The organism is Pseudomonas sp. GCM10022186 (assembly GCF_042656385.1).
In the GTDB taxonomy this organism is placed as follows: Bacteria; Pseudomonadota; Gammaproteobacteria; order Pseudomonadales; family Pseudomonadaceae; genus Metapseudomonas.
Map to the genome: position 1 here is coordinate 88,839 of NZ_JBHSOU010000007.1, position 13,096 is coordinate 101,934.

At 66.2% G+C, this 13,096-nt stretch carries 13 protein-coding genes; 8 read left to right on the forward strand and 5 right to left on the reverse strand.

All coding sequences use genetic code 11. From position 1 onward, the window contains the following. The 7 genes from ACFPU0_RS04495 to ACFPU0_RS04525 form a co-directional block, all read left to right on the forward strand. A partial coding sequence (locus ACFPU0_RS04495) for an OprD family outer membrane porin (RefSeq protein WP_377691586.1) occupies positions 1-985 on the forward strand: 985 nt, incomplete at its 5' end. Between the two features lie 465 nt (positions 986-1,450). Further along, complete coding sequence (locus ACFPU0_RS04500; protein ID WP_377691587.1) at positions 1,451-2,089, forward strand: peroxiredoxin; 639 nt, start codon at positions 1,451-1,453, stop codon at positions 2,087-2,089. 100 nt (positions 2,090-2,189) lie between these two features. Then, entirely contained in the window at positions 2,190-3,152 is a 963-nt protein-coding gene (locus ACFPU0_RS04505) for a sulfonate ABC transporter substrate-binding protein (protein ID WP_377691588.1), read from the forward strand. 67 nt (positions 3,153-3,219) lie between these two features. Beyond that, positions 3,220-4,374, forward strand: coding sequence for an FMNH2-dependent alkanesulfonate monooxygenase (ssuD, locus tag ACFPU0_RS04510; RefSeq protein ID WP_377691589.1), 1,155 nt, complete (start codon positions 3,220-3,222; stop codon positions 4,372-4,374). A gap of 10 nt (positions 4,375-4,384) precedes the next feature. Continuing rightward, positions 4,385-5,170, forward strand: a complete 786-nt coding sequence (gene ssuC, locus ACFPU0_RS04515; RefSeq protein ID WP_377691590.1) for an aliphatic sulfonate ABC transporter permease SsuC — start codon at positions 4,385-4,387, stop codon at positions 5,168-5,170. After that, positions 5,167-5,979 (forward strand): aliphatic sulfonates ABC transporter ATP-binding protein, encoded by an 813-nt coding sequence (gene ssuB, locus ACFPU0_RS04520; protein WP_377691591.1) that lies wholly within the window; start codon positions 5,167-5,169, stop codon positions 5,977-5,979. The genes ssuC and ssuB overlap by 4 nt, the downstream gene beginning before the upstream one ends. 36 nt (positions 5,980-6,015) lie before the next feature. After that, a complete protein-coding gene (locus tag ACFPU0_RS04525) occupies positions 6,016-6,231 on the forward strand; it encodes a TOBE domain-containing protein (protein ID WP_342245091.1) in 216 nt (71 codons plus the stop codon). A gap of 193 nt (positions 6,232-6,424) precedes the next feature. Here the strand turns inward: ACFPU0_RS04525 and aguA are convergent, their stop codons facing one another. The 5 genes from aguA to ACFPU0_RS04550 form a co-directional block, all read right to left on the reverse strand. Further along, a complete protein-coding gene (gene aguA / locus ACFPU0_RS04530) occupies positions 6,425-7,531 on the reverse strand; it encodes an agmatine deiminase (RefSeq protein WP_377691592.1) in 1,107 nt (368 codons plus the stop codon). An 84-nt stretch (positions 7,532-7,615) separates the two neighbouring features. Next, the gene (aguB, locus tag ACFPU0_RS04535) at positions 7,616-8,494 is read right to left on the reverse strand and encodes an N-carbamoylputrescine amidase (RefSeq protein WP_377691593.1); all 879 of its coding nucleotides are present in this window, start codon (positions 8,492-8,494) and stop codon (positions 7,616-7,618) included. A gap of 196 nt (positions 8,495-8,690) precedes the next feature. Next, complete coding sequence (locus tag ACFPU0_RS04540; protein WP_377691594.1) at positions 8,691-9,335, reverse strand: TetR/AcrR family transcriptional regulator; 645 nt, start codon at positions 9,333-9,335, stop codon at positions 8,691-8,693. 126 nt (positions 9,336-9,461) lie between these two features. Continuing rightward, the gene (locus ACFPU0_RS04545; protein ID WP_377691595.1) at positions 9,462-10,520 is read right to left on the reverse strand and encodes a polyamine ABC transporter substrate-binding protein; all 1,059 of its coding nucleotides are present in this window, start codon (positions 10,518-10,520) and stop codon (positions 9,462-9,464) included. A 148-nt stretch (positions 10,521-10,668) separates the two neighbouring features. Beyond that, a complete protein-coding gene (locus tag ACFPU0_RS04550) occupies positions 10,669-12,048 on the reverse strand; it encodes a glutamine synthetase family protein (protein ID WP_377691596.1) in 1,380 nt (459 codons plus the stop codon). Between the two features lie 278 nt (positions 12,049-12,326). Between ACFPU0_RS04550 and ACFPU0_RS04555 the strand changes: the two genes are divergently transcribed. Beyond that, positions 12,327-13,079: a gamma-glutamyl-gamma-aminobutyrate hydrolase family protein gene (locus ACFPU0_RS04555; protein WP_377691597.1), complete on the forward strand. Its 753-nt coding sequence runs from the start codon at positions 12,327-12,329 to the stop codon at positions 13,077-13,079. Positions 13,080-13,096: the final 17 nt, after the last annotated feature.

A 13,096-nucleotide genomic window follows, 5' to 3' on the forward strand; every position in this document is an offset into this window, starting at 1 on the left:
CGACGACTTCGGCAGCCTGGGGGTGACCGGCAAGCTGCGCATTTCCAAGACCGAGGCGCGCCTCGGCACCCTGCTGCCGAAGCTGCCGGTGGTGACCTACAACGACGGCCGCCTGCTGCCGCAGACCTTCGAGGGCGGGCAGGTCACCTCCAGCGAGATCGCCGGCCTGACCCTGGTCGGCGGCCAGCTGGAACACGCCAAGGGGCGCAACTCCAGCGATGCCCGCGGCCTGTCCATCGCCGGCGCGAACAACGCCCGCACCGGCCAGTTCGTCAACAAGTTCTACTTCGCCGGCGGCGACTACAAGGTCAGCGACACCCTGCTCGCGCAGTACTACTACGGCAACCTGGAAGACTTCTACCAGCAGCACTTCGTCGGCCTGACCCACAACTGGGCGCTGCCGGTGGGCGCGCTGAAGTCCGACCTGCGCTACTTCCACAGCGACTCCGACGGCAAGAACGGCAGCGTCGCCGGGCGGGCCGAAGGCTTCCGCAGCGCGGGCAACTGGGCCGCCAACGACCCGGACCGCTTCGAGGTGGACAACCGCACCTGGAGCGCCCTGTTCACCTACAGCCTCGGCGGTCACGCGGCCAGCCTGGGCTACCAGCAGGTGTCCGGCGACAGCGCCTTCCCCTTCCTCAACCAGGGCGACGGCGCCACCGCCTACCTGATCACCGACCGCCAGATCGGCAAGTTCCTCAGCGCCGGCGAGCGCACTTGGGTGGCCGAGTACGGCTACGACTTCGCCAAGCTCGGCGTGCCGGGGCTCAGGGCGCAGGCCGCCTACCTCAAGGGCGACAACATCGAGACCCAGGCCAGCGACCAGGGCGAGTGGGAACGCGACTTGCGCCTGGATTACGTGCTGCAGAGCGGGCCGCTGAAAGGGCTGGGCGTGTCCTGGCGCAACGCTGCGCTGCGCAGCGACGCCGTGCGCGACCAGGACGAGAACCGCCTGATCCTCAGCTACACCCTGACGCTGTTGTAAGGGGTGGTGGGCAGGCCTGCGGCCTGCTTGGCGAATGAATTCGCCCCTACAGGGTAGGTTTTGCCTTGCACGGATTGCTCCCCTCTCCCTCTGGGAGAGGGGGTGAGGGAGGCGCGATCCCGCTCGGTGCTTGGCCCAACCTACGGGGCCGCTGCGCGGCCCTTCGCGAATGAATGCGCTCCCACAGGACAATCGTAGGGTGGATCACGCTTCACCGATCCACCATCGGTGTCGAGCCTGGCCTCGCTGGTGGATGTGAAAAGCGACATCCACCCGGTTTGCATGCCCCGCGCATGAATTCGCGCAACCGCCGGGAACCTCGTTGCAGAGGCTTTCCCGGCTTTTCCGCGTCTGCGATTCAATAGCTCTATAGGTAATAAATAAATCGTTATTTATTCTTTTTAATTTACAAAAGCCTTGCGCATAGTGAGCCCCACGGAATGACCCGGATACAGGAGCAGCAGCATGACCATCCGCCTTGGCGACATCGCCCCCGACTTCGAACAGGACTCCAGCGAAGGCCGCATCCGTTTCCACGACTGGCTGGGCAGCAACTGGGGCGTGCTGTTCTCGCACCCGGCCGACTTCACCCCAGTGTGCACCACCGAGCTGGGCTTCACCGCCAAGCTGAAGGACGAGTTCGCCGCCCGTGGCGTGAAGGTGATCGCCCTCTCCGTGGACCCGGTGGAGTCCCATCACCGCTGGATCGATGACATCAACGACACCCAGGGCACCCTGGTGAACTTCCCGATCATCGCCGACGCCGACCGCAAGGTCTCCGACCTCTACGACCTGATCCACCCGAACGCCAACGACACCCTCACCGTGCGTTCGCTGTTCGTCATCGACCCGAACAAGAAGGTGCGCCTGGTCATCACCTACCCGGCCAGCACCGGGCGCAACTTCAACGAGATCCTGCGGGTGATCGACTCCCTGCAGTTGACCGACAACCACAAGGTCGCCACCCCGGCCAACTGGCAGGACGGCGACGACGTGGTGATCGTCCCCTCGCTCAAGGACGAAGACGAGATCCGCCAGCGCTTCCCGCGTGGCTACAAGGCGGTCCGGCCCTACCTGCGCCTGACCCCGCAACCCAACCGCTGACCCATCCGGCGCCCCGCGCGCACCGAGATACCCCGCCTTACTCACCCGCCAACGGGCCAGCAGGCAACGACATCACAAGCAAAGTCATGAGGAGAGCGCCATGCGCACCATCACTTTGCGTCGGAGCCTGGCAGCCCTCTTTGCGGCTGCCCTGGCCTTCGGCGCCATCACCCAGGCACAGGCCGAGACCCTGCGGATCGGCTACCAGAAATACGGCACCCTGGTGCTGCTCAAGGCCAAGGGCACGCTGGAGAAGCGCCTGGCCGAACAGGGCGTCGAGGTCAAGTGGACCGAATTCCCCGGCGGCCCGCAATTGCTGGAAGGCCTGAACGTCGGCTCCATCGACTTCGGCGTCACCGGCGAGACTCCGCCGGTGTTCGCCCAGGCCGCCGGCGCCGACCTGCTCTACGTGGCCCATGAGCCGCCGGCGCCGCAGAGCGAGGCGATCCTGGTGCCCAAGGGTTCGTCCATCCAGTCGGTCAAGGAGCTGGCCGGCAAGAAGGTCGCCCTGAACAAGGGCTCCAACGTGCACTACCTGCTGGTTCGCGCCCTGGAAGAGGCCGGCCTGAAGTACAGCGATATCCAGCCCGTGTACCTGCCGCCGGCCGACGCCCGCGCCGCCTTCGAGCGGGGCAGCGTGGACGCCTGGGTGATCTGGGACCCCTTCCAGGCCGCCGCCGAGAAGCAGCTGGAAGCCCGCACCTTGCGCAACGGCGAAGGCATCGTCGACAACCACCAGTTCTACCTGGCTACCCGCACCTACGCCCAGAAGCATCCGCAGGTGATCAGCACCCTGATCGAGGAAGTGCGTGCCGTGGGCGAGGACTCCAGGGCTGATCCGGACAAGGTCACCGAACAGGTGGCGCCGCTGCTCGGCCTGCCCAGGGACATCACCTCCGTCGCGGTGAAACGCCAGGGCTACGGCGCCCAGCCGCTGACCGCCGAGGTGGTGGCCGCGCAGCAGAAGATCGCCGACACCTTCACCGACCTGAAGCTGATCCCGAAGACGCTCAGCATCAAGGACGTTATCTGGACGCCGCCGGCCAAGGTCGCGCAGCAGTAATTCCCGCCCTCACCCCCGGCCCCTCTCCCGCAAGCGGGAGAGGGGAGGACTTTAAGGAGACCACTCCATGAGCTTGAACATCTTCTGGTTCCTGCCGACCCACGGCGACGGCCACTACCTCGGCACATCCGAGGGCGCCCGCGCCGTCGACCACGGCTACCTGCAACAGATCGCCCAGGCCGCCGACCGCCTCGGCTTCGGCGGCGTGCTGATCCCCACCGGGCGTTCCTGCGAGGACTCCTGGCTGGTGGCCGCCTCGCTGATCCCGGTGACCCAGCGCCTGAAGTTCCTCGTCGCCCTGCGTCCGGGGATCATTTCGCCGACCGTGGCCGCGCGCCAGGCGGCGACCCTGGATCGCCTGTCCGGCGGCCGCGCCCTGTTCAACCTGGTGACCGGCGGCGACCCGGACGAGCTGGCCGCCGATGGCCTGCACCTGAACCACGAAGAGCGCTACGAGGCCTCGGTGGAATTCACCCGTATCTGGCGCCGGGTGCTGGAGGGCGAGACCGTCGACTACGACGGCAAGCACATCCAGGTGAAGGGCGCCAAGCTGTTCTACCCGCCGCTGCAGAAGCCGCGCCCGCCGCTGTACTTCGGCGGTTCCTCCGAGGCCGCCCAGGACCTGGCCGCCGAGCAGGTGGAGCTGTACCTGACCTGGGGCGAGCCGCCGGCGGCGGTGAAGGAGAAGATCGAGCAGGTGCGCGCCAAGGCTGCGAAGCAGGGCCGCTCGGTGCGCTTCGGCATCCGCCTGCACGTGATCGTGCGGGAAACCAACGAAGCGGCCTGGGCCGCCGCCGACCGGCTGATCGAGAACCTTGACGACGCCACCATCGCCAAGGCCCAGGCCGCTTTCGCCCGCTTCGACTCGGTGGGCCAGCAGCGCATGGCCGCCCTGCACAATGGCAAGCGCGACCAGCTGGAAGTCAGCCCCAACCTCTGGGCCGGCGTCGGCCTGGTGCGTGGCGGTGCCGGCACCGCCCTGGTGGGGGACGGCCCCACCGTGGCGGCGCGGGTGAAGGAATACGCCGATCTGGGCATCGACACCTTCATCTTCTCCGGCTACCCGCACCTGGAAGAGTCCTACCGCGTCGCCGAGCTGCTGTTCCCGCACCTGGACGTGGCGCGCCCGCGCACCAACGACGGCCTGGGCTTCGTCAGCCCCTTCGGCGAGATGGTGGCCAACGAGGCACTGCCCGAAGCCAAGCTGGCGTCGCAGAGCTGAGGGCGCGGGGATGACACTCAATTCCGTACTCCCGCGCCTGGCGCCCTGGGCCCTGCCCGTGGCGCTGCTGGCGATCTGGCAGGGCGCGGTGGTGACCGGCCTGCTCTCCACCCGCATCCTGCCGGCGCCTAGCGCCGTGCTGGCGGCGGGCTGGGACCTGCTCTCCAGCGGCGAGATCTGGACCCACCTGGCCATCAGCGGCTGGCGCGCCGGCATCGGCTTCGCCATCGGTGGCGGCCTGGGTTTGCTGCTGGGCTTCACCACCGGCCTGTCGAAGTGGGGCGAGCGCCTGCTCGACAGCTCGGTGCAGATGATCCGCAACGTGCCGCACCTGGCGCTGATCCCGCTGGTGATCCTGTGGTTCGGCATCGACGAGTCGGCGAAGATCTTCCTGGTCGCCCTCGGCACCCTGTTCCCCATCTACCTGAACACCTACCACGGCATCCGCAACGTCGACCCGGCGCTGGTGGAGATGGCGCGCAGCTACGGCCTGTCAGGCTTCTCGCTGTTCCGCCAGGTGATCCTGCCCGGCGCGCTGCCGTCGATCCTGGTGGGCGTGCGCTTCGCCCTCGGCTTCATGTGGCTGACCCTGATCGTCGCCGAGACCATTTCCGCCAGCTCCGGCATCGGCTACCTGGCGATGAACGCCCGCGAGTTCCTGCAGACCGACGTGGTGGTGCTGGCGATCCTGCTCTACGCGGTGCTCGGCAAGCTGGCCGACGTCGCCGCCCGTGGCCTGGAACGTGTCTGGCTGCGCTGGCACCCGGCCTACCAGGCCAAGGGAGGTGCCGCATGAACGCCGCCCTGCAGACACCGCAACGCCTCAAGCGCGGCATCCCGCTGGCGCTGCGCGGCATCGGCAAGTCCTTCGGCGAGCGCGAGGTGCTCAAGGGCATCGACCTCTTGATCCCCGCCGGCCAGTTCGTCGCCGTGGTCGGCCGCAGCGGTTGCGGCAAGAGCACCCTGCTGCGCCTGCTGGCGGGCCTGGACAAGCCCTCCCGTGGCGAGCTGCTGGCCGGTTCGGCAGCGCTGGAAGACGCCCGCGAGGACACCCGCCTGATGTTCCAGGACGCGCGCCTGCTGCCCTGGAAACGGGTGATCGACAATGTCGGCCTGGGCCTCTCCGGCGACTGGCGCCCGCGTGCCCTGGACGCCCTGGAAGCGGTGGGCCTGGCCGACCGCGCCCGGGAGTGGCCGGCGGCGCTGTCCGGTGGCCAGAAGCAGCGCGTGGCGCTGGCCCGTGCACTGATTCACCAGCCGCGCCTGCTGCTGCTGGACGAGCCCCTGGGCGCCCTGGATGCCCTGACCCGCATCGAGATGCAGCAACTGATCGAGCGCCTCTGGCAGCAGCATGGCTTCACCGTGCTGCTGGTGACCCATGACGTGAACGAGGCGGTGGCCGTGGCCGATCGGGTGATCCTGATCGAAGACGGCGCCATCGGCCTCGACCTGCCGGTGGAGCTGGCGCGACCCCGGGCCCGTGGCTCGGCGCGCCTGGCCGCCCTGGAAGCCGAAGTATTGGATCGCGTGCTGGCGCTGCCGCCGGCACCGCCGGAGCCCGAACCTGTTTCCCCTCTGCCCACGCAATTGCGCTGGGCGCTCTGAACCAACCCCTGTATCCCGAGCAAAGGAACCAACGCCATGACTATCAAAGCCATCAACGTCCGCAACCAGTTCAAGGGCACCATCAAGGAAATCATCGAGGGCCCGGTGCTCTCCGAGATCGACGTGCAGACCGCCGCCGGGATCGTCACCTCGGTCATTACCACCCGCTCCGTGCGCGAGCTGGAACTGGGCGTGGGCTCCGAGGTGATCGCCTTCGTGAAGTCCACCGAGGTGTCCATCGCCAAGCTGTGATGGGCTTGTGGAGGCGATGCCTTTTGTAGGGGCGAATTCATTCGCCAAGCAGGCCGAAGGTCTGCCCAGCAGGGCATCAGGGGGCAGCTGCGCTGCCCTCGGCGAATGAATTCGCCCCTACAAGGTGTCGCCCCGACAGGCCTGAAAAAACGAACCCCCGCAAGTGCGGGGGGTCGTTTTATCCGGCTTTCGCTCAGCGCTTTTGCGGCGCCGGCTGCTGCTGGGTGATGCAGTGGATGTTGCCACCGCCGAGGAGGATCTCGCGGCCCGGCACCATCACCACTTCGTGCTGCGGGAACACGCGCTTGAGGATGGCTTCCGCGGTGGCGTCCTTCGCGTCGTCGAACTTCGGTGCGACGATGCCGCCGTTGACGATCAGGAAGTTCACGTAGGAGCCGGCCAGGCGGATCGACGGATCGCGCTCCTGGGTGCCTTCCACCAGGTCGACGCCGGCGCATTCTTCCTCGGTGGCGTAGATCGGGCCGGGGATCGGCATCTTGTGCACCACCAAGTGGCGGCCCTTGGCATCGCGGGCGTGCTCCAGCACCTTCATCGCTGCCTGGCAGCGCGGGAAGTTCGGGTCGTGCGGATCGTCGGTCCAGGCCAGCAGGACTTCGCCCGGGCGCACGTAGCAGCAGAAGTTGTCCACATGGCCGTCGGTCTCGTCGTTGTAGAGGCCGTCCGGCAGCCAGATCACGGTGTCCACCGCCAGTTGCTCGCGCAGCACCGCCTCGATCTGTTCGCGGGAGAGGTGCGGGTTGCGGTTCTTGTTCAGCAGGCATTCCTCGGTGGTGATCAGGGTGCCTTCGCCATCGACATGGATGGAGCCGCCTTCGAGCACGAAACCGTCGGTGCGGTAGCGCTTGCAGCCTTCGATCTCGAGGATCTTGCGCGCCACCTGGTCGTCGCGGTTCCAGGGGAAGTAGAGGCCGCCGTCGAAGCCGCCCCAGGCGTTGAAGGTCCAGTCCACGCCGCGCACTCCGCCCTGGTCGTCGACCACGAAGGTCGGGCCGGTGTCGCGCACCCAGGCGTCGTCGTTGGAGATTTCCACCACGCGGATGTTCGGCTCGTCGAGGCGCGCGCGGGCGTTCTCGTACTGGCCGGCGGAGACGCAGACGGTCACCGGTTCGAAGCGGGCGATGGCCTTGGCCACGGCGGTGAAGGCGGTCTGCGCGGGCTTGCCGCCCAGGCGCCAGTTGTCCGGGCGCTCCGGCCAGACCATCCAGGTGCGGGTATGGGGTTCCCACTCGGCCGGCATGCGGAAGCCGTCGTCGCGGGGGAGGCTGTTGAGAGTGTTCATCGATCCACCATCGGTCTGAAAGGGCAGGGGCCAACCCGCTGGCGAACAGTGCATCGCCATCGGGCTGGCCCCTGAATTCGGGCATCAGGACTCGAGCGAGCCGTCCAGGGTCTTGATCGGGGAGTATAGGTTCGGGCGGCGGTCGCGGAACACACCCCAGGCGCTGCGGGTGTGTTCCAGCTTGTCCAGGTCGAAGCTGTGCACCAGGATGCCTTCCTCGGTTTCGTTCAGTTCCTCGACCTTCTTGCCGAACTGGTCGGCGATGAAGGACGAACCGTAGAAGGTGATGTCGTAGCCGTCCTGCTCTTCCTTGCCGATGCGGTTGGAGGCCACCAGCGGCATCAGGTTGGCGCCGGCATGGCCCTGCTGCACGCGCTGCCAGTGGTCGCGGGAAGTGATGCTGGCGTCATGCGGCTCGCTGCCGATGGCGGTCGGGTAGAAGAGGATCTCGGCACCCAGCAGCGCCATGCTGCGGGCGGCTTCCGGGAACCACTGGTCCCAGCAGATGCCCACGCCGATCTTCGCGTAGCGGGTGTTCCACACCTTGAAGCCGGTGTCGCCCGGGTTGAAGTAGTACTTCTCGTGGTAGCCGGGACCGTCCGGGATGTGGCTCTTGCGGTAGACGCCGAGGTTGGAGCCGTCGGCATCGATGATAGCGATGCTGTTGAAGCGCGCGCGGCCGGCCTGTTCGAAGAAGCTGATGGGCAGCACCACCTCGAGCTCGCGGGCGACGTTCTGGAAGTGCGCGATGGCTTCGTTGGTTTCGGTCGGGGTGGCCAGCTGCAGGTAGTCGGGGTTCGGCTTCTGGCAGAAGTAGGGAGTCTCGAAGAGTTCCTGGATCAGGATGATCTGTGCGCCCTTGGCGGCGGCCTGGCGCACCAGCTTCTCGGCGTTGGCGATATTCGCGGCGCGATTCCAGGAGCAGGCCATCTGGGTGGCGGCGACGGTAACGATGCGGGACATGGGGACACCTCGTCAGACGAATTCGGGTCGATTACCGGATATCTATCGGCAATCGGGGCATTCCGTGCTGGCGGGATACGGGCCGCCGTGCGGATGCTGGCTTTATATCCGATAAAAATCCGTATTTGAAGCGTGATTTTTCTATCAGGAGAAGAATCCTGATTTATTTGCAGATAAATATCGGGCTTCTGTGGCTTCAGATGGCCAGGGCCGTGGTCCGCTTCGGCAGGTAGGGTGGCAGGTAGAGGCCGAGGTAGGCGTCGAACACGCGCATGCCTTCCTCGGCCAGGCGCGGGGTGATTTCGCCGTGCAATTGCACCGAGCGGGCGTAGACGCGGTCGCCCAGTTCCATGGCCAGGGCGAAGACGTCCACATCCGCTGGCAGCACCGGCAGCTCGAAGTGCCGCTCGAAGAGGGCGTGCATCAGCCGGCCCAGCTCGATGTCGTGCTGGCGGTCGGCCTGGGTGACTTCGGTGAGGCCGTGCTGGGCGAGGATCAGCTGGCGTGCCGCGGCATCGTCGGCATAGATCGACAGCATGCGTTCCTCCACCAGCCGCGAGAGGTCGTGCCAGTGGCGCAGGCCGTCGTGGGCGATGGGCTGTTGCAGGCAGGCGCGGAAGGCGGCGTGGATGTCGGCGGTCAGCGCCTCGAGGATCGCCGGCACGCTGGAGAAGAAGTGGTAGACGGAGGAGGGCGGCATCTCCGCGCGCTCGGCGACGCTGTAGATCGACAGATTGGCCACGCCCTGTTCGGCCAGCAGGGCGCGGGCGGCGTCGAGGATCCCGGCGATGCGCAGCTGGCTGCTGGCGCGTGGTTTGCGGGCGGTGGCGGGACGCGGCATGGGGGGCTCCTTTCCGGTGAGCCGCTATTGGAATCCAGGCGGTGGTTCAGGGGCAAGAGAGCGGGGCGGGCCTGCGGCCCGCTTGGCGAATGAATTCGCCCCTACAGGCTCGGTGCCAACCTGCCGTCATTTGCCGTCGCGGAAGGCGGTCCAGACCTCGTCGCGGGTGGCGCCGAGCTTCTCCGGCACGGGTTCGACCGGGAACAGGCGCCGCTTGGTGTCCTGGTCCGGGTAGAGGCCGGGCTGGTTGCGCAGGGACTCCTCCAGGTACTGGCGGGCGTCGGCATTGCCGCTGGGGTAGAGGGTGGCGCTGGTGACCTTCGCCGCCACTTCCGGGCGCAGCATGTAGTCGATGAAGCGGTGGGCAAGGTCGGGGCGCTGGGCACTGCCGGGGATCACCAGGTTGTCGATGAACAGCACCGAGCCCTCGTCCGGCACCATGAAGGTCACCGGCTGGCCGGCCGCGGCGGCGTTCAGGGCGTCGCCGACCCAGGCCATGGCGACGCAGAGCCTGCCGGCGTTGAGGTCGGCGATGTAGCGCTCGCTGTCGATATAGCGCAGGTTCGGGCGCAGGGCGCCGAGGGTCTCGGCGCTGCGCTTGAGTCGGCTCGGTGCGCTGCGGGCGAGGTTGCGGCCCTGGTAGTTGAGCAGCACGGCGAGGGTTTCATCGGGGGCGTCCAGCAGGCTGATGCCGCACTGGCCGAGGCGCGCGCTCTGCTCGGCGTCGAACAGCAGGCTCCAGCTGTGGGGCAGCGGGCCGCCGAAGGCCTTTTCCGCCTGCGGGGTATTCACCGCCAGGCCGACGGCACCCCAGAGGTAGGGCACGGCGTGCTGGTTGTTCGGGTCCATGGCGGCCAGCTTGCTCAGCAGCTGCTTGTCCAGGTGCTGGCGGTTGGGTAGGCGGGAGAAGTCCAGGGGTTGCAGGCGACCGCCCTTGATCAGCCGGGGCAGGTCGTTGTGGGATGGCACCGCGACGTCGATGGGGTCGCCGCTGGCCAGGGCCTTGTCCAGTTCGTCGGCGCTGCTGAAGGTGTGGTACTCGACCCGGATGCCGGTTTCCGCCTGGAACTCTTCGAGCACTTGCGGGGCGATGTAGTCGTTCCAGTTGTAGACACGGATCAGGTCTTCGGCCTGGGCCAGCGCGGGGAGCAATACGAGCAACAGCGGGGCGAGCAAGCGGGGCATGACGTCCTCCCTGGTGGAACATGCGGATTCTGGTTGTTGTTATTCCGGGTGCAGCGGGGCACGGGCGGCCTCGCTGGGCCGCCGCGCCGGTGTTGCCAAGGGTGCAGATACGACAACGCCGGCCCTGGGGCCGGCGTTGCGGACTCGCTTACACGGTATGCAGGTACCAGTTGTACTCGAGGTCGGAGATGGAGTGCTCGAACTCCTCCAGCTCGCTTTCCTTGCAGGCGACGAAGATGTCGATGTAATCCGGGCTGATGTATTTGTTCAGCACTTCGTTGTCGTCCAGCTCGCGCAGGGCATCGCGCAGGTTGTTCGGCAGGCTCTGTTCCAGTTGCTCGTAGGAGTTGCCTTCGATGGGCGCGCCCGGTTCGACCTTGTTGGTCAGGCCGTGATGAATACCGGCCAGGATCGCCGACATCATCAGGTAGGGGTTGGCGTCGGCACCGGCCACGCGGTGTTCGAGGCGCACGGCGTCCGCACTGCCGGTGGGCACGCGCAGGGCGACGGTACGGTTGTCCAGGCCCCAGCTCGGTGCATTCGGCACATAGAACTGCGCGCCGAAGCGGCGGTAGGAGTTCACGTTCGGGCAGAGGAATGCCATGGAAGCAGGCATGGTCTCGAGCACACCGCCGACCGCGTGGCGCAGGGCGGCGTTCTGCTCGGGATCATCGGAAGTGAAGATGTTCTTGCCGGTCTTCTTGTCGATGAGCGAAATGTGCACGTGCAGACCGTTGCCCGCCTGGCCCGGGTAGGGCTTGGCCATGAAGGTGGTGTCCATCTCATGGTCGTAGGCGATGTTCTTGATCAGGCGCTTGAGCAGGACCGCATAGTCGCAGGCCTGGATGGCGTCCTCGACATGGTGCAGGTTGACCTCGAACTGGGCCGGGGCGCTTTCCTTGACGATGGCGTCGGCCGGGATGCCCTGGACCTTGGCGCCTTCGAGGATGTCCTGCAGGCAGTCGGCGTACTCGTCCAGGTCGTCGATCAGGTAGACCTGGGTGGATTGCGGGCGCTTGCCGGAGATGGGCGAGCGCGGCGGCTGCGGACGGCCGTTGATGTTCTCCTGGTCGATCAGGTAGAACTCCAGCTCGAAGGCTGCGCAGATGGTCAGGCCGAGTTCGTCGAATTTCTCCACCACCTGGCGCAGGACCTCGCGCGGGTCGGCGAAGAAAGGTTCGCCTTCGAGCTCGTGCATGGTCATCAGCAACTGAGCCGTGGGGCGTTTCTGCCAGGGTTCGTCGCTGAGCGTGTTGGGGATGGGATAGCAGATGCGGTCCGCATCGCCGATGTCCAGGCCGAGGCCGGTGCTTTCGACGGTGGAGCCGTTGATGTCGAGGGCGAAGAGCGATGCGGGGAGGTTGATGCCTTTCTCGTAGACTTTGGTCAGGCTGGCGCGTTCGATTCGCTTGCCTCGCACCACTCCATTCATATCCGCAATCAACAGGTCGACGAACTGGACCTCAGGATGCTCCTTAAGGAATTCGTTCGCTTCTTGAAGCTGAACGGCACGCGGGGGTACCGACATGATGCAACACCTTTTTTGTTAAAAATATCAATCACGCTCTATCTAAGGTGTGAGTCAATCTGAATCACCCCAGGATGTCAAGCGAGCCCTATTTTGCCCTAAAAACGGGCTCGATGGCCAGTTTTGGGGCGTTCTGGGGCAGCCGAACCTCTCTCCGAGCCATGTCGGCCGCGGTGCTCAGTGGGGCGTGTTCAATTTTTTACAGCCCTATTGTGTAATAAAATGAACAACGCTAAGCTCGATCGCAACCCATAACTGACAAATACAACGGGTGTCCCATGTCTCGCCTGCCGTTGATCGGCGTATCCGCTTGCACCAGAGAGATCGGTCCTCAGACTTATCATATAGCTGGTGACAAGTATCTTCGCGCGGTGGCGGTCGGAGCCGGCGGTGTACCGCTGGTGATTCCGGCCCTGGCTGAACTGATGGATCAAGCGACCCTCCTGGCCAGCCTGGACGGTCTGCTCTTCACCGGCTCCCCCTCCAATGTGGAGCCCCATCATTATCAAGGCCCCGCTTCCGCGCCGGGCACCCGTCACGATCCCGCCCGGGATCGCACCACCCTGCCTCTGGTCCGTGCGGCCATCGCCGCCGGGATTCCCGTCCTGGGCATCTGCCGTGGATTCCAGGAAATGAACGTGGCCTTTGGCGGCACCCTGCACCAGCGCGTGCATGAAGTAGAAGGATACATGGACCACCGCGAGCCGGCCGATCAGCCCCTCGAGGTGCAATACGCTCTCCGTCATCCGCTGCGGGTGCAGCCGGGTGGCGTGCTCGACGGCATCGGCTTGCCGTCCGAGATTCAAGTCAACTCCATTCATGGCCAGGGCGTTGAACGTCTGGCGCCGGGCCTGCGTGTAGAGGCTCTGGCGCCCGATGGGTTGGTCGAGGCCTTTTCGGTCGAAGGCGCCAGGAGCTTTGCCCTGGGGGTGCAGTGGCATCCCGAGTGGCAAGTGCGGACCAACCCGAACTATCTCGCCATCTTCCAGGCCTTTGGTGAGGCTTGCAGGGAGAAGGCGGGGAAACGCTGAGCGGGAGACCCTCTTCC

What these genes read in the sequence shown, in the direction of transcription:
- ACFPU0_RS04540 (WP_377691594.1), bottom strand. Translation starts at nt 9,335, where the DNA reads ATGCCGCGTCCCGCCACCGCCCGCAAACCACGCGCCAGCAGCCAGCTG.
- ACFPU0_RS04500 (WP_377691587.1), top strand. Translation starts at nt 1,451, where the DNA reads ATGACCATCCGCCTTGGCGACATCGCCCCCGACTTCGAACAGGACTCC.
- aguA (WP_377691592.1), bottom strand. Translation starts at nt 7,531, where the DNA reads ATGAACACTCTCAACAGCCTCCCCCGCGACGACGGCTTCCGCATGCCG.
- ACFPU0_RS04505 (WP_377691588.1), top strand. Translation starts at nt 2,190, where the DNA reads ATGCGCACCATCACTTTGCGTCGGAGCCTGGCAGCCCTCTTTGCGGCT.
- ssuD (WP_377691589.1), top strand. Translation starts at nt 3,220, where the DNA reads ATGAGCTTGAACATCTTCTGGTTCCTGCCGACCCACGGCGACGGCCAC.
- ACFPU0_RS04525 (WP_342245091.1), top strand. Translation starts at nt 6,016, where the DNA reads ATGACTATCAAAGCCATCAACGTCCGCAACCAGTTCAAGGGCACCATC.
- ssuB (WP_377691591.1), top strand. Translation starts at nt 5,167, where the DNA reads ATGAACGCCGCCCTGCAGACACCGCAACGCCTCAAGCGCGGCATCCCG.
- aguB (WP_377691593.1), bottom strand. Translation starts at nt 8,494, where the DNA reads ATGTCCCGCATCGTTACCGTCGCCGCCACCCAGATGGCCTGCTCCTGG.
- ACFPU0_RS04555 (WP_377691597.1), top strand. Translation starts at nt 12,327, where the DNA reads ATGTCTCGCCTGCCGTTGATCGGCGTATCCGCTTGCACCAGAGAGATC.
- ACFPU0_RS04550 (WP_377691596.1), bottom strand. Translation starts at nt 12,048, where the DNA reads ATGTCGGTACCCCCGCGTGCCGTTCAGCTTCAAGAAGCGAACGAATTC.
- ssuC (WP_377691590.1), top strand. Translation starts at nt 4,385, where the DNA reads ATGACACTCAATTCCGTACTCCCGCGCCTGGCGCCCTGGGCCCTGCCC.
- ACFPU0_RS04545 (WP_377691595.1), bottom strand. Translation starts at nt 10,520, where the DNA reads ATGCCCCGCTTGCTCGCCCCGCTGTTGCTCGTATTGCTCCCCGCGCTG.